The organism is Streptomyces geranii (assembly GCF_002954775.1).
GTDB classification, from domain to species: domain Bacteria; phylum Actinomycetota; class Actinomycetes; order Streptomycetales; family Streptomycetaceae; genus Streptomyces; species Streptomyces geranii.
In genome coordinates, this window is record NZ_PJME01000012.1 from 74,553 (window position 1) to 90,214 (window position 15,662).

At 66.4% G+C, this 15,662-nt stretch carries 11 protein-coding genes and 2 pseudogenes; 6 read left to right on the forward strand and 7 right to left on the reverse strand.

Annotated elements, in window-relative coordinates:
- Positions 1 to 130: 130 nt before the first annotated feature.
- On the forward strand, positions 131 to 3,358 hold the full coding sequence (locus tag CW359_RS18495; protein ID WP_198655273.1) for an alpha-L-rhamnosidase: 3,228 nt from the start codon (positions 131 to 133) through the stop codon (positions 3,356 to 3,358).
- Between the two features lie 477 nt (positions 3,359 to 3,835).
- Here the strand turns inward: CW359_RS18495 and CW359_RS18500 are convergent.
- Positions 3,836 to 5,073, reverse strand: a protein-coding gene (locus tag CW359_RS18500; protein WP_232838449.1) for an IS3 family transposase whose coding sequence is annotated in 2 segments (ribosomal slippage) — positions 3,836 to 4,747 and positions 4,750 to 5,073 — 1,236 coding nt in all. Because the reading frame shifts where the segments join, the coding sequence is not laid out codon by codon here.
- Positions 5,074 to 6,202: 1,129 nt separating this feature from the next.
- Between CW359_RS18500 and CW359_RS18510 the strand changes: the two genes are divergently transcribed.
- Positions 6,203 to 8,104, forward strand: coding sequence for a CYTH domain-containing protein (locus CW359_RS18510; RefSeq protein WP_105971061.1), 1,902 nt, complete (start codon positions 6,203 to 6,205; stop codon positions 8,102 to 8,104).
- Positions 8,105 to 8,280: 176 nt separating this feature from the next.
- Here CW359_RS18510 and CW359_RS18515 read toward each other — a convergent pair whose 3' ends face one another.
- From CW359_RS18515 to CW359_RS18525, 3 genes are all read right to left on the reverse strand, one after another.
- Positions 8,281 to 8,601 (reverse strand): DUF3892 domain-containing protein, encoded by a 321-nt coding sequence (locus tag CW359_RS18515; protein ID WP_105971062.1) that lies wholly within the window; start codon positions 8,599 to 8,601, stop codon positions 8,281 to 8,283.
- A 99-nt stretch (positions 8,602 to 8,700) separates the two neighbouring features.
- Positions 8,701 to 8,967 (reverse strand): hypothetical protein, encoded by a 267-nt coding sequence (locus CW359_RS18520; RefSeq protein WP_232838450.1) that lies wholly within the window; start codon positions 8,965 to 8,967, stop codon positions 8,701 to 8,703.
- Positions 8,964 to 9,323 carry a DUF6247 family protein gene (locus CW359_RS18525; protein ID WP_232838451.1) on the reverse strand — a complete coding sequence of 120 codons (360 nt, stop codon included), beginning with the start codon at positions 9,321 to 9,323 and terminating at the stop codon, positions 8,964 to 8,966. The genes CW359_RS18520 and CW359_RS18525 overlap by 4 nt, the downstream gene beginning before the upstream one ends.
- 454 nt (positions 9,324 to 9,777) lie before the next feature.
- On the opposite strand from CW359_RS18525, the gene CW359_RS18530 reads away from it, so the two are divergent.
- From CW359_RS18530 to CW359_RS18540, 3 genes are all read left to right on the forward strand, one after another.
- The gene (locus CW359_RS18530) at positions 9,778 to 10,326 is read left to right on the forward strand and encodes an RNA polymerase sigma factor (RefSeq protein ID WP_105971063.1); all 549 of its coding nucleotides are present in this window, start codon (positions 9,778 to 9,780) and stop codon (positions 10,324 to 10,326) included.
- Positions 10,327 to 10,340: 14 nt separating this feature from the next.
- A complete protein-coding gene (locus CW359_RS18535) occupies positions 10,341 to 10,805 on the forward strand; it encodes a hypothetical protein (RefSeq protein ID WP_105971064.1) in 465 nt (154 codons plus the stop codon).
- A 396-nt stretch (positions 10,806 to 11,201) separates the two neighbouring features.
- Positions 11,202 to 11,882 carry a sulfite exporter TauE/SafE family protein gene (locus CW359_RS18540; protein ID WP_157968575.1) on the forward strand — a complete coding sequence of 227 codons (681 nt, stop codon included), beginning with the start codon at positions 11,202 to 11,204 and terminating at the stop codon, positions 11,880 to 11,882.
- A gap of 12 nt (positions 11,883 to 11,894) precedes the next feature.
- Here the strand turns inward: CW359_RS18540 and CW359_RS18545 are convergent, their stop codons facing one another.
- Positions 11,895 to 12,104, reverse strand: a complete 210-nt coding sequence (locus CW359_RS18545) for a hypothetical protein (RefSeq protein ID WP_105971066.1) — start codon at positions 12,102 to 12,104, stop codon at positions 11,895 to 11,897.
- A gap of 104 nt (positions 12,105 to 12,208) precedes the next feature.
- On the opposite strand from CW359_RS18545, the gene CW359_RS47350 reads away from it, so the two are divergent.
- Complete coding sequence (locus CW359_RS47350; protein WP_105971067.1) at positions 12,209 to 13,384, forward strand: eCIS core domain-containing protein; 1,176 nt, start codon at positions 12,209 to 12,211, stop codon at positions 13,382 to 13,384.
- Positions 13,385 to 13,489: 105 nt separating this feature from the next.
- Here CW359_RS47350 and tpg read toward each other — a convergent pair.
- Both tpg and tap read right to left on the reverse strand, forming a co-directional pair.
- Positions 13,490 to 14,014: pseudogene (gene tpg, locus CW359_RS18555) on the reverse strand (telomere-protecting terminal protein Tpg).
- Positions 14,015 to 14,017: 3 nt separating this feature from the next.
- Positions 14,018 to 15,600: pseudogene (tap, locus tag CW359_RS18560) on the reverse strand (telomere-associated protein Tap); the annotation flags it as partial.
- Positions 15,601 to 15,662: the final 62 nt, after the last annotated feature.

Genomic DNA, 15,662 nt, shown 5'->3' on the forward strand with positions numbered 1-15,662 from the left:
CCCGCACATCCGCACACCGTGCTTCGCGGCGCCACCATCCGCGAGCACCTGGAACAGCTCACATGGGGATGCCATGCCGCGTAAACGCTCGTTTCTGTCCGTCCTCCTCAGAGGCCTTCTCGTGTTCGCCGTGGTCGGAGGCACAGCGGTCCTGCCCGCGTCCGCCTCTTCCGCCGCATCGGGCTCGGACGGGAAGTTCTCCGTGGAGACTCCGACCACCAACGGCCGGGTGAACCCCCTGGGCATCGGGGGTGAGGACCCGGTCTTCGGCTGGCAGTTGGCGTCGGCCCGGCGGGCGACCTCGCAGAAGGCGTACGAGGTCCAGGTCGGACGTACGCTTGGGTCCGCCGACGTGTGGAAGTCCGGCAAGGTCGCCTCCGACCGCCAGGTCGGCGTCCGGTACGGCGGTCCTGCCCTGAAGCCGGCCACCCGCTACTACTGGCACGTGCGGGCCTGGGACGACAGGAAGGCCGCGAGCCCGTGGAGCGCTCCCGCGTCCTTCGAGACGGGCCTGCTGGACTCCGGCGACTGGGACGGCGCCCAGTGGATCACTCGTCCGGAGGCCGCGAGTGAGCTGGACAAGTGGACCGACTACGTCGCCACGGCCGATTTCAAGATCGACAGCGCCGCCCTCGGTATGTTCCTGCGCGCCTCCGACGCGAGCAACGGCTACATGTGGCAGTTCAACGTCACGGGCCCGACTCCTATGCTGAGACTGCACAAGCAGGTCAAGGGCAACTACAGCGTGCTGCAGGAGGTTGATCTCGCGCCCTTCGGCTTCACCAACGCGAGTCTCCTCACTGGCCGGCACACCGTCCGCTACGACGTGGCGGGCAGCACCATCAGGACGGCCCTCGACGGCAAGCTGGTCAACACCTTCACGGACACCACGTTCGGCAAGGGCTACTTCGGTTTCCGCACCCACGGATGCTGCGGCGAGCAGGGAACCGTCTACGACGCCGCCGTGACCGGCGCCGACGGCGGCACACTGCTCGACACCGACTTCGCCGCCGACAAGAACCCGTTCACCGGCGGTGAGATCGTCGGCTCCGCCCTCGTGGTGTCCGGCACCACGGACGCCCTCAGCGGCCCCGCGGTCCGGCCGCTCCCCCTGCTGCGCAAGGGCTTCACCACCAAGACCGGCAAGAAGATCGCCTCCGCACGCGTCTACGCGTCGGCGCTCGGCGTCTACGAGTTGGAGATCAACGGCAAGCCGGTCGGCGACCAGAAGCTCGCCCCGGGCTGGACGAACTACCACCAGCGCATCCAGTCCCAGACGTACGACGTGACGAAGCTGCTCGCCCGCGGCGACAACGCGATCGGCGCGTCCCTGGCGAACGGCTGGTGGGCGGGCAAGGTCGGCATCGGCTGGAGCCGCCAGTACGGGGACACCCCCGCGCTCGTCGCGAAGGTGCGCATCGCCTACACCGACGGCTCGGTCCAGTGGATCGCCACGGACGGTTCATGGAAAGCGGCTGAAGGCCCCTACACCAGGGCCGATCTGCAGGACGGCGAGACCTACGACGCACGTCTGAAGCCGTCGGGCTGGAGCCGGCCCGGATTCGACGACGCGGCATGGGAGCCCGCCACGAGCCTGGAGTCCCGGACCGCACTCCTGGTCCCGCAGAGCGACGAACCGGTGCGCGCGACCCAGGTGCTCAAGGCCCGCGAGCTGACCCAGCCCACCGCCGGCGCCTACGTCTACGACCTCGGGCAGAACATGGTCGGCGTGCCCCGGCTGACCCTCACCGGCTCCGCCGCCCAGACGGTCAAGATCCGCTACGCGGAGGTGCTCAACAAGAACGGCACCCTCTACACCGACAACTTCCGCACCGCCCGGGTCACCGACCGCTACACCTTCGCCAAGACCGGCACGGTGACCTACGAACCCACCTTCACCCAGCACGGATTCCGCTACATCGAGATCACCGGGGTGAGCGCGCCTCCCGCACTCTCCGCCGTCAAGGGCGTCGTGTGGGGATCCGACCTCCCGTCCACCGGCACGCTGAAAACCTCGGACACCATGCTGAACCAGCTGGTCAGCAACATCTCCTGGAGCCAGCGAGGCAACTTCCTCTCCATCCCCACCGACACCCCGGCCCGCGACGAACGCCTGGGCTGGACGGGAGACATCAGTCTGTTCGCGCCGACGGCCAACTACCTCGTCGACACCCGCGCGTTCCTGTCCCACTGGATGGCGGACGTCCGCAACTCCCAGTACGCCAACGGTGATCTGCCCGCCGTCGTCCCGACCCCTCAGGGCCAGTTCGGCGACAGCGGTGTCGGCTGGTCCGACGTCATGATCACGGTGCCGTACTCCGTGTGGCGTTCCTACGACGACACCCGCATCCTGCGGGAGAACTACCCCGCCATGCGGAAGTTCTTCCAGTTCGTGCGCGACAGCGCCGGACAGGACCTTCTCGAACCCGGCCGCACCACGTTCTTCACCAACGACTGGCTGCACCTGAACGACCCGACCGAACAGGGCATCCTGGGCACGGCCTACTACGCCGAGAACGCCCGCATGATGGCGGAGACGGCCAAGGCCCTCGGCGACGACGCGGCGGCGTCCGAATACGGCAAGCTCTCCGCCGACATCCGCGCCGCCTTCACCAGCGCCTACGTCGCCGCTGACGGCACCGTCAAGGGCAACTCCCAGACCGGGTACGCCATGGCTCTCGGTATGAACCTTGTCTCCGACCCGGCACTGGTCGAGAAGGTCGGCGAGAAGTTCGTCGCCAAACTCGCGCTGACCGACTACCACCTGCGAACCGGCTTCATCGGCACACCGCTGCTGCTGCCCGCGCTGAGCAGAATCGGCCGGGCCGACCTCGCCTACAAGATGCTGCTCCACAAGGACTACCCGTCCTGGGGCTACGAGGTCGCCAGCGGCGCCACCACCATGTGGGAGCGCTGGAACTCGATCATGCCCAACGGCGACTTCGGGCCGGTCGACATGAACTCGTTCAACCACTACGCCTACGGCGCCGTGGGCGACTGGATGTTCCAGAACATCGGCGGCCTCTCCGCGATCGAAGCCGGCTACAAGCGTTCCCGGATCGCACCGGTGCCCGGCGGAAACCTGACCGAGGGCTCCGGAAACCTCAAGACCGTCTACGGCACTCTCTCCTCGAAGTGGAGCACCCGCGACGGCGCTCTCGACCTGAAGGTGACCGTGCCGGTCAACACCGTCGCCGAGGTCCACGTGCCCGCCGAGACCCGCCGGGCGGTCACCGAGGGCGGTGGACCGGTCGAGAAGGCGAAGGGCGTCCGGTTCCTCCGGATGGAGAACGGGGCCGCCGTGTTCGAGGTCGGGTCGGGCTCCTACCGCTTCGGCGTCCGCACCCCTCACAAGTAGGCCGCTCCGGCGCGAGGTCCGACAGGGACCTCGCGCCGCTGCGGAAGCGGGCGACTTGGCCGTGGTCAGCACCTGCTGCTCTCCCGACACCGGCCAGGTCGAGGTCCTCACCGGCACACCGTCCGCCTGACCGAGGGGCAATGCGTCGGAGCCGTGTGCCGAGCGGCGTCGGCGACCGGCGCGCAGTATGTTGCGTCGACCTGCCGTACCTGCTGTCGCACCTGGCGGGCGTGTCGGCTTCCTCAGCCGACGCTCCGGGCCTGTGGCGCCGGCCGGGCACGTACGGGGTCGCCTGTCCGCCACACGCACGAACGCACGGGGCTCCGTAGGTCCCACGGGACCGCCCGTGAACTTCCGAGACCTTTCTTCGGCCGGCTCGGCATCACGGACCGCCCGCGGACCGGGTCCGCCACTGCGACGGGCCCGGACGGAGGCTCGGGAGGGCCTTCCCCCGTGAAGGTGGGCACGCGATTTTGATCACGCGGCGAGCGTGAGTTTGGCGGTGTGGTGTCGGTGTTCGTATTCGTTGGGGCTGAGGTGGCCGTTGGCGGAGTGCCGGCGGCGGGTGTTGTAGCGAGCCAGCCAGGCGAAGACCGTCCCTCTGCAGGTCCGGGCGTCGCCGTAGTCGCAAGCGCCGTGGAGGGTCTCGCGTTTCAGGGACGCGTGGAAACTCTCGCAGGCCGCGTTGTCCGCGCTGGTGCCGACCGCACCCATCGACCGGGTGACCCCGAGCTGGTCGCAGAGGCCGGCGAAGGCCCGGGATCCGTATGGGGCCCCGTGGTCGGAGTGGAACACGGCGCCGTCCAGGCCGCCTCGGGTCGCGGCTGCCATCCGCAGTGCGTCGGCGACCAGGTCGGTGCGCATGTGGGCGGCGATGGACCAGCCGACGATCTTGCGGCCGAAGCAGTCCAGCACGGTCGCGAGATACAGGAACTTCCCGCCTGCGAGCGGGAGATACGTGATGTCGCCCATGTATTTGCGCCCCGGCTCGGTGGCGGTGAAGTCCCGCTGGAACAGGTCCGCAACCGGTGAGGTGGCCGGGTCCGGGACGGTGGTGCGCACACGTCTGCGCAGGCGGATGCCGGTGATGGAGAACGTTCGCATGATCCGGGCGACCCGCTTCTCGTTGACCCGCCGCCCTTTCTCGCGGAGCTCGGCGGTCACGCGCGGGGAGCCGTAGGCGCCACCGGACTCGCCGTGGACCCGGCGGATCTCCTCGGCCAGGACCCGGTCCCTGCGCTGCCGGGTGGCCCGGGCCTCGGCGCCGGCGAGCCACTTGTGGTAACTGGACCGGTTCACGTCCAGGACCTGGCAGAGCCGCTTCACCTCGTACGTGTTGCGATGGTCGTCAACGAACTGGAAGCGGCTGATCACCAGTTCGTCTCTCCGGCGAAATACCTGGCCGACTTGCGGAGGATGTCCCGCTCGGTGGCGAGCTTGCGCTCACTCGCCTCGAACTCGGCCACCCTCGCCTCCAACTGCCGCACCCGCTCGTCCGGATCAGCGGACGACACCGTCTCCCGAGGCTGGGCGCCCGGCTTTGCAGCCGTGGCGGTGACGCCGCGGCGTTCGCGGCCCCGCAGTACCCACTCACGCAGGGTCGCCCGGCTGACGCCCAGATCGGCGGCGATGCTCTTGTACGTCGCCCCGGGTGTGGACTCGTACAGGGCCACGGCATCGGCCTTGAACTCGTCCGAGTAGTCCTTCATCGCCATCGGCGGTCTTCTCGCTTCCTCCGGATCAATCAGATCCAGTATCAGCGTGACCACCACTCAGGGGGAGGCCCCGATCCACCTCTGCCGTGACGCCATCGCCTGCCTGGGCGCCTACCTCCGGGGGGGGGAAGCAATGCCACCACGCACGAGCCCCGTCGGGGAGATCCGCGCGCTCTGGCACTCTTCCGACATCGGCTCAGAGAAAGACATGTTCTTCTACGAGCCGGAAACGTAGCGGGCACCGGTCCGGCAGCCCCACAGATCGATCACCACCCAGCGGATACACACCGAGCAGCCATTACCAACGACAGCATTCAAAATGCCCTGACCAGCACAAAAACGCACCAAGCCTTTTAGCCCTACCAACACCTACAACGTACCCAGCTCCTCTCCGCACAGAACACACAACCCCAGCTCACACACCCCACCCTCCCCACCCGCCCACTAACCACTACCTCTCAACAAACCATCAACACACCAGGTCAGCCACCACCCCGTACACCAACAAGCCCCCCTCCGAGCGTCAGCAGCCCTTCCGGACTCACGCCCAGATCCCTCGCGACCTTCGGCGACCGTCTTCTCCGAGGACAACGCCAAGGCGACCACGTCCCGCTTGAACTCGGCCGTGTACCGCTTGCTCATGTTGCTCTTGCTACTCACTACCTGTGACTACTTCCTCCGGGACCATCCGTCCCAGTATCAAGCTGTCCTGCCAGCAGGGGGAACCTCAGGGACTCCATGACATGTACCGCGTTGCGGACAATCGCCCGTTGTTCTATTCGCGATGTCACTTCCGCAAGGACACACCAGGGCGCCGGCTTCGACGAGGCGCTTGAGACAGTTGTTGGCATTGGGTAGTGAGATAGCGAGTGTTCCGGCGAGTTGGATGGCACGGAATTCGCCCAGCTGGCGTGCCTGGGTGTAGGTGCGAGCGAGAAGGGCGGCGTCGCACAGGAGTTCGCGGGTATCGCCGTCGACGGCGATCCGTCTGGGTCGTCAAGGCAGCGAGCGGACCAACTCTTCTGCCCATCCAAGGACTTCGTTAGAAAACAGCTATTCTCGGCTGTACCGGGCAGCGACTACATTAGTGTTCTTCAGGGCTTGCTCCTCACACTCACAGGAGGCGTGCATGGCTGTCGAGGTTGAGGTCCGGTTTGAAGTCTCACGAGGCGAGTTCGAACGAATCCGCGAGGATCTCGCGCAGCAATCCCACTTTGGTGGGTTTGAGATCCGCCGCGATCAGAGCAACGTCCAACTTGACACGTACTTCGATTCCCTGGGTCAGCTCGCTGCCCGTCACTGGTCACTGCGTATACGTGAGAAGGCGGACTCGCTGCGAGTGACCTTCAAGCGTCCGCACCCCAGCGGCGACCCCACCCAGCGTGAGGAGATCGAGAATCCCGGCGACGGTTCCTTGGTGGAAGTGATGAACCAGGTCGCCACCATCCTCGCGGCCCAGAACATCGGTGCCACGGTCGGAACGAACATCGAGTACGCGGTCCACAGCGTCGGCGCTGCTGCAACCCTCCAGGCCATGGGTTTGGATCATCAGTATCCGGTGGAAACTACCCGCGAACTCTGGATCGTGGGCAGCAACGGAGTCGACCTCGTTGAACTCTGTCTGGACGAGAGCAAATACCGCGGCAAGGAAGACCCCTCCACCCCCGAGTACCGGATCGAACTCGAACTGCTTGACCAGACCAGGAGCGCCGACCTCACCGAAATGAAGCGCATGGTCGCGGTCAATTACGGGGCGCGTGAGGTGTTTCAGTCGAAATTCGAGCGGGCGATCATCCAAGCCGACATGAACGGCTCCGTAGAGAAGGCGGAGTTGAAGCTCCAGTTCGGCAACGACGACCAGTACGTCGCCCTGTTGCGCGAGTTGGAGCACAACGAGCAGTTCATTGATGGGTATCGGTTCCAGCGCGCCGCGAACCGCACGATCACAGACATGTACTACGACACCAAGGCGCGCAACCTCTTCTTGCGGGGTGCGTACATCAGAATCCGGCGGGAAGAGGGGCGCCGGCAGCTGACCTTCCGCCGCCTGAAGGAGAGAGGGGCCCCGAAGAGCTTCATGTCCAAACAGGAGGAGTCCTCCATCCGTGAAAGCGACGATATCCAGGCCAAGTGGGATGACATCTGCCGCCTGCTGACTAAATATCAGCATGTCTCAGAAGCGCCAGCCCCGGTCTCGTTCGATGATCTCCACGACACCCTGGAAAGAATGGGGCTTCGGCCGAGCCTTGAGGTGCAGGTGACCCGGAAGGCCTGGCTGGTACGCCGGTTCTCGGATTCGCACTCGCCGCACCTCACGGGGGAAGACCGACCCATCGTCAAGCTCAAACTCGACGAGATCACCTACCATCCCCCTGGGCGTAGCCGCACCGCTACGCGCCGGGAGTGTGAGGTCACCGGTGTGGAGGACGAGGTTGACTCACCACAGAGGTACCAGACCGATCAGTATCTGGCATTCCTGCTTCTCTTCTCATCGAAGTGCAGTGAGTTCACCGGGGGCGAGGTAAGGAAGCTCACTAGCGCAAAGTACTTCGAAGGAGTCGTGGACCTTGGGCTCCGGAAGCAGCCCCCTTGGTACAAGACGCGTACCAGCACCGTGCTTGACGAGCCCACCGGGGGCACCCACCGTATACCGGCCCAAGTGCCCTCTGGGGGCATCTCCTGGGAGTATTTCCGGTTCACAGGCTCCCTGGCCATGTTGATCGGTGGACTCCTGGCCATGAGCATGGGTGGTGACGACGGTCTTCTGGCCGGGGGGCCCTCCCAAATTCCTGCGGTACTCCTTCAGACTTTCGGCTTCGTCAGCCTCTGCGCGGGCTGGCGTGCCTTGACGAGGCACGCCGAGCGGGGCAGTTCCCGACGCAACAGGGGAATCGCCGTAGCGCTCTCCGCGCTCGCCGCGATCGCCGTCACGCTGCCTTGGACCGGACGGGACTTCACAGCGAACATGACGGGGTACATCGGGTTGATCGCCCTCGCGTGGTCTTACCGGAAGACCCCCCATCAAAACTGAGACGAGAGCGGATGTCCACCGCGCTGGCCGTGACGGGCTCGGGGCGGTGGCCGTCCTGGGACGTAGGGATCCTCCTGGAGTGTGGGCGTCGTGTGTCCGCCCGGAGGTGCCCCGGACGGGGCGGGTACCCGGCGGGCTACCGCGGGGGCGGCACGCCGGACAGCCGCGTTGTGGGGTCAGCGCTGGGGAAGAGCGAGAAGATTGTTGGTCCACACCCAGTCGGCGCGAGTCCGCAGGTACTTCTCGCCGCGGGCGGGCGTCACCACGGCGACCTCCGTGCGGTGCCCGGCTCGGTCGCTGGTGTAGGCCTTGCCGCCCTGGTTCTCGATCCAGTCGACGAGCTGGGCCCGCGTGTTGTCGCCGGTCTTACCGCCCTCCTGGCCATGGTCGCCATCTGCTTGCTGGCCGCCCTCGGACACACGGAGCAGATCACCGCCGTGGCCCTGTTCGGCGCAACCGTCGCGGCCGGCGGCGTGATCGTCAAGGTGACCGTCCATGTCCGCAGCTGACCTGCTGGGCAGGCGCGGATAGCAGGCGAAACGCCCCGTCCCCGGCAGCGGACATGCCGGGGACGGGGCGTTGTCGTGTTCGGGGGCTTATCCGAGCCAGACGATGTCCACGACACACAGGCGTCCGCCGGGGCGGTTGATCCAGTAGACGGCGGTGAGCGGTCCGACCGCGGCGGAGCGGACGTCCTCGCCTTCGGGGTCGCGCGGGTTGAAGGGCGGGAAGGACCACGGGTCGCGGCCGGCGATGTCCAGGACGTCCCGCGGTATCTCGCGGGCGTGGTCGGGCAACTCGGCTGCGGTGCCTGCGGCTTGGGGCGACAGGCGGGCGGGCCAGGGCGGTTGTCCGTCGCTCACGTACGGGCTCCGAGGACCTGGTCTAGGTCGACGCCGTCGGAGTCGTCGCAGCCGCCGGCGAGGAATGCGTCGACGACCGGGGCAGAGGCGAGGCGGGCCCGCCAGGTTCCGATGACGGTGTGGACCGGGGCGAGGCTGAAGCTGTGCCGAGCGTCGTCCAGGGCGCGCGCCCAGTCCTGCTCGAACGCCGACACCCACGTGTCGGCGCGGTGGTCGGCACGCAGCTCCCGGAGCAGCTGGGCGGCGGCGGCCGGGGCCGGCGGGGCGAGGGCTTCCTCGGGCTGCGCGCTCATCGAGTCCTCCTGGCTGGTCGTATCGCCACCGTACGCGCGGTGCGGGGCGGTGGGGACGGACATGCCGTGATCCCTCGTTGATACCCGTACACCGCGGCGGCTGCTACCTGCCTGGAGTGCCATGTGACCGACAGCTTGAAGATTTTTTCTGATTCATCTGCGCAGCTCAGTGCCGCTCTCTCTCGGGATTGGCTATCTTCAGGCGCTCCCGTGGTGGTGAACTCTGCCGCGCGTTGCGTCTATCCCATTGAGCAACAAGCCCGGACTCACGTCCGGTGGGCCGGGTTTCACCGGTCCTCCTTGCCAGGACCCCGACCGAGGGGTGGGCATTGCTCCAGGCTTGCTCGCCGAACAAGAGTATGGAAGGGCCAGACTCTGCCGACCGCAGCGCACGATGGCGGGACAGCGGGGAACAGCCGAAGGTGCGCACGGTCATCGGCGACCGTGTCGCGGAGGGTTCGGCCGCCGCGTCAGCTGCTTTTCAGCCGACGCGTGTCCTGAAGATCGGTGAAGTCCTATGAACACGGACGAAGCCGAGCGGGAGTTTGTCGAGTTTGTTCAGGGGAACCTGACCAACCTCTACGCCGTTGCTTTCCGGGTTTGCGGAAATCGACATCTCGCAGAAGATCTACTTCAGGAATCCCTAGCTAAAATGTGGAAGGGATGGCCGAGCAAGAGGAATCAGGAAGGCGCACCCCTTAAGGGATGGGCGTACAGGATTATCCAGAATGCGGCAACCGATCTTCACCGGAAGAAAACGAGCCGCTTGACGGGTAAGAATAAAACCCCTGTATCCGAAATTCCATGGGACGACGAGAGGGGTGGCCAGATCCCGGGATCGTCGGAAACATCGGAAGAAGCCATCTTCCGTGACACGGCGCGCGATCTGTGGGCTGCTGTGGCCACACTGGACCCAGTACAGCAGACCCTGATTCATCTGCTCTATGTTGAGCAACTGTCCCTGAACGCGGCCTGCCGAGTGGCAGGACTTAAGTGGACAACTGCCAGCAGATATCACGTCGACGCACTGGCGCTCCTGCGCGAGATCATCGGCGACGACGAATGAGAAGGAGGTCCAGGATGCTTGACGCTGAAGAGCGTCTGCGCCTGGCCGCCGAATCCCTCAACAGGGAGGCCCTCCAGATTGATTCCGAAGCCTTCATCCAGCAGATGCGGGACAGGCTAGGGATCACTGCAACCAGTGAGGGCTGCGCTGGGGATTCCTCTGTCCGGGTCGGCCGCCCGCCACAGGCTGGCCCGGAGAGAGGCGGAAGGCGCAGTGACAGTGACCGTTGCCCCGGTCACGACGAGTTCTTCAACCTGGAGCTGCAAGAACTCGTTAACACACCCATTCTTCACACACAGCCACGAGTGCTGCGCAGGATCGCCGAACTCACGGAACTCCTCAGCCAGGGGAATGAGGAGGCACGTGAGTGGTGGATCCGAGCGGCTGATGCGGGTGACAGGCTCGCTCAGATGATTGTGACGGAGTGGACGGGCACAACCCCCGATGGGCCCGGGAGAAGGCAAGCTCACGGAGATTGAAGGTGGCGTTCGCTACGCCCCTCAGCCTAGGCGGTGGCGCCAATAGCTAGGAGGTCGCCTAAAGAGAAACCAACGAAAAAAATATCCGCAATGACATTGCGGAAAGACAGGAAAAGTTTTCGAAAGGTTGAGATCAATAGCGTTGAGGGTTACCGGGGTCGTAAACCGGTAAGTCCATGCGCGTTCGATCTAGTCTGACCCTGGAGTCGGGGTCTGACTTCCCGAATCGCTCTCTTGGGAGCGGTATCGGTGACCGAGGCGGTCCTCGTCTAACCGGCGAGGACCGCTTCTTTCGTGCCGTCCCCCTGACCAGCGGATGGTGAACTTCTGAGCTGTTCGACGTCTTCCCCAGTAGCACCTCACGCACCACTGAGCTGAGTATCCCTGGGAGGGGACGTGAACATCGCACGCGGCATCCAGCTATGGGTCGATACCGGCCCGAATAGCCACTCCGGATATCACTCGGGTCTGGTCCGCCTCAGCATGGGGAATGCCGCACAGAACAGCAGCGGCACACCAGCATGGGTGCCCGTCGTCGGCGCCATCGCGGTGATCGCAGTTGCCTGCATCGGCTGGTGGCTCACTCGTACGTACCGTCGCGAGGACCACCAACGCGAAGACGAGCACCGACACGGTGATCACCGGCGTGACGATCAACACCGTCACCAAGACCGGCAGCGGGAGGACCTTGCCGCCAATCGCCGGCTTCTCGAAGACGCCGACCTTGAGATGCGGAGGCTGTCCCGGCTGGAAAGCGCGGCAGGCCGAGGCGATCTCGCGCACCTGCAAGATCTCCAAGTGCGCGTTGAGCGCGTAGCCGACCGGGGCCCCTACGCCCTGAAGCAGCCGTTTGGCGTCGTGAGTGGCTGCATGGACGCGTACATCGCCACGGCCGTCCCCGATGTCGCTGAGGCGATGGAGATCTACTGCAAGGCATCCACGCCCGACGAGGTGCCCTTGAGCTGGAGCCTGGCGGTACTGCTCAAGCGTGCCGCGCAGCAAGGTCGGGCCACCAGCGCGCTTGCCGATGCTGTCATGGCTGCCGAGCAGGCCGTCGAGGCATTGCGCGGGGGTTGAGAGCTTCGCGTGTCAGCCGAGCCAGACAATGTCCAGCACGGACAGGTGCCTGAGCGCGCGGTTCGCGAAGAAGATGGCGGACAGTTGGCCGACGGACGCGATGCGCACGTCCTCGCCGTCGAGGTTCGCCGCGCGTTCGGCGTCGTTCTTCGGGTCGGGAAATGTGACTGAGCACTTCAGTTGGCGAGTTGAGCAGGCACATGTCCAACGGTCGCTGCCCATAGAGGCAAACCTGTTGCACCGTGGTGCAAGATCCGCGCCAGGCGGTTTCCCTCTGCGGCTAGGCATGGTGGAGTTCCCGGTAGTCCAGGGAGAGGTCCTCACCGATGCGCTACGACGACAAGGCCCGCACGTCCCCTCAGCCTCTGGCACGGACGTCACTGAAACCGGTGCCATCCCGGACGGCAGCGGCGGACGCTTCTTTGTCAGGGGTGCGGTCTCCCGCCGCCCTGATGGCCTTGCAGCGCAGCGTCGGCAATGCCGCCGTGGTGCAGTTGCTTGCTGCCCAGCGAGCCGAGGAAGAGCATCAGCACGGCGAGGCCTGTGGGCACCAGCCGGTACAGCGTTCCACCGCCGACGAGGTCCTGCGGTCGGCCGGCCGACCGCTCGAATCCGCCAAACGTACCGAGATGGAAGCCCGGCTGGGGGCCGACTTCTCAGATGTCAGGGTGCACACCGATGCTGTGGCCCAGCGTTCGGCCACCGACCTCGGCGCCCGGGCCTGGACCTCGGGCAACCATGTCGTCATGGGCAAGGATGGCAGTGACGATCACACGCTGGCCCATGAACTCACGCATGTGATCCAGCAGCGCTCGGGCACGGTCGACGGAACTGTCGGGAGCGACGGCCTCAAGGTCAGCGACCCGGGCGACCGCTTCGAGAGGGAGGCCGAGGCCAACGCCTCACGGGTCATGTCGCAGCCCACCCCCGCCGTGCAGCGCGTGAAGTCGGAGGAGACGACCGCGTCGGCCGGCCCGGAGACATCCGTACAACGGGCCCGCTACGAGACCTCAAAAACAGAGCGTGACCCGGACAGCGACAACTACGACTCGGATGACGACAACTTTGACACGTTGATCGGGAATCTGACTCCTCCCACGGACTACGCGACCGTGGCAAGCATGGTGGCGGAGGGATCTGACGACGGGGTCTACCTCTGGCGCGGCACCAGCGTGGGCACCGCCAACACCATGGCACGCAAGGGAAGCGCGGGAGGAAGGACGGCCGACGCCAGCGTCGCAGCGCCGAGCAGCGCAAGCAGCCGATCCCAGGTAGGACATGGCGGCCAGCTCCCGGAGTTCACCACGAACACGGGGGTGGCCGAAGGCTTCAGCTTCCGGAACGCGCTGGTCGTCGTCTACATTGCCGCGAAATATCTCTCCAAGGGCAGCTCCAGCGAGGAGGGCTGGATCGCGAGCCCCAAGGCGCCGCTTATCGTGGTGGACATGGTCGACCGCACACGCCAGCAGGATTCCGGCCGACGCCCTGCCAATGCGTCCTGAAAAGAGTCGGCTCAATCACTTGTCAAGCCGCCTGGTCACGCACTCGCTCGCCAGATGAAGCGCTCAGTCACAGGAAACGGGTAATCGATACTCGCCACTGTGCCCTCAGTATTCGAAATCGATGTAGCCGATATCCGTGAATTCCACTTCGAGGTGGTCGGCGCGGTGGCCGTTGTCTTTGAAGTAGTGCTCCTGGAGGCCTTCGGCGATCGCCTCGTTCGGTGACTCGGTGCTACGTCCCCTGATGGGCGTCGAACAGCCGCCTGGCGCAGGAGGCCGGGAGACGGACGGTGAGGCGGCGGAAGCGGCCGTCGTCGGTGGTTCCGCCGGGGGCGTCGTAGCCGAACCGAGCCCGGGTCTCCACGGTGATCCGGCGTCGATCCGGTCCGTGATCGCCTTCGGCGGGTGCTTGCGCTCGCCCTTGCGGTAGCGCTCCACGGAACGCTGGGTGACGCCGAGCCCCTGTGCCACGCCCTTGGTCGTCTTGAGCTGCTTGAGCAGGAAGTTGATACGCCCCTGGAGTGTGCGGGGCGGCTCGCGGGTGAACTTCCCCTGGCTGGCGCGCTCGACAGCGTCGCTGATCGCCGCGTCGTCGGCGTCCGCGTTCGTCGGCCGGATACGTCGCACCATGGTCTACTCGCCTTCGTCCAGGACGGCGTCGCCGCCCTTGATGTGCCGGGCCGGGTTGTAGCCCTTCTCCATCAGGTCGACCGCCCACGGCAGCTCCTGGATGCCCTCCAGCTTGGCCAGGCCCGGCGTGGGCCCGAGGCGGAAGCCGCCGGGCTGGGGCTTGCCGGAGGCCGCGTACGGCAGGAAGTCCAGCGGCGAGGGGCCGGGCTCGGGTAGACGACGCAGTCGGAGAGCACGGCGAGCGGGTACAGGCCGGTCATCTTGGCCATGTTGTTGAGTTTGCGGTGCATGTTCACCCGGACCTTGCTGATGACGGCGGCGCGGATGTCGGGACGCCAGGTCGGGCGCTCCAGGGCCCGCCACCGGTCCCCGTCCTGGTAGTTCTTGCCCTGGTGACGCTCGCGCAGCTTGCCGATGCCCCCTTGACGGTGCCCTTGATGGCCGCGAGGACGGCCGCCAGCGCGGGGTCGACGTCCTTGTGCCGCTCCATCGCCGCGAGGAAGGCCCGGTCGTCCAGGTCCTTGGTGACGCCGAGGTCGGCGAGGGTGTCAACGTACGCGTTCTTGAGCCGGTCGTGCCACCGGTCCAGGTACGCGCCGGTCTCGCGGCGCAGGTACGCCTCGATCGGAGCGACGTTGTAGCCGAGCTCCTGGGCGTAGGCGACGGTGTGCGTCTGGAACCAGGCCGGGCCCGTCGGGCGCTCGCCGGTCGGCGTGAACGGCGAGGGCAGGCGCGGGTCCAGCTCGATGTGGGCGAGGTCGACCAGCCAGGAGCCGGGGATCTTCGGGTTGAAGGCCGGGGCGTGGAAGTGGTCGGGCTGCGACAGGCCGACGACCAGGCGGGCGGCAGCGGCGAGGAACGCCGTGTTGAGGTCCAGGCCGACCGCGTACGGCAGCTGGCACTCCTCATCGGTCAGCAGGTTCACCGGCCGCACCCACTGGTACGCCTCCTCATTGAGGAATCCGCCCGTCCAGCCGGAGTGCACGACCACGGGGTGCTCGGGGGTGGCCTCCGGCGGCGCCGGGTCCATCGGCTCCTTCCCGAGCGAACCCGGGTTGTGGCCGGGCACCCAGTTCCCGGTCGCGTCGTCGCGCACCGCGCGTGGGCGGGCGCAGCGCGGTCATCAGCTCCAGCCCGGAGACGGCCGTCGACCCGCGCGGAGTGATGACCCGCTGGGCGTACACCCCCAGGACTCGGGCGACGTCGGCCGGCTCCATCTCCGCGACACCGGGACACGACCGGGGATCGAGCGCGTCCCAGAACAGGATCGCGAGTTGCACGCACTGGCGCTGGTTGCCCTGCGCCTTGCGGTAGATCCGCGCCCACGGGCCGAACCCGCGCTGCGTGAGCCCCCACTTCGCCTTCGCCACATGCTTGACGACCGGGTGGTCCTCGGGCAGGCGCAGCGAGCGGCGCTGCTCGTGTCGCTCGAGGCGCTCGGGGAGCGCGAGCTTCACGGCGGCCGTGGCGGTGAGCACGATCAGCGGGTCGCTGTCCTTGCCGTTCTTGTGCAGGCGCGGCGCACCGAGCCCGGACTCCTTGAGCGTCCACTCCACCAGCTGCGGGACGGTGTGAGTGCCGCAGTCTGGCCTCGTCTCTGTCCCAGAGCGGTGACTTCTGGACGACGCAGGCCGTCACCGTGCAGGGA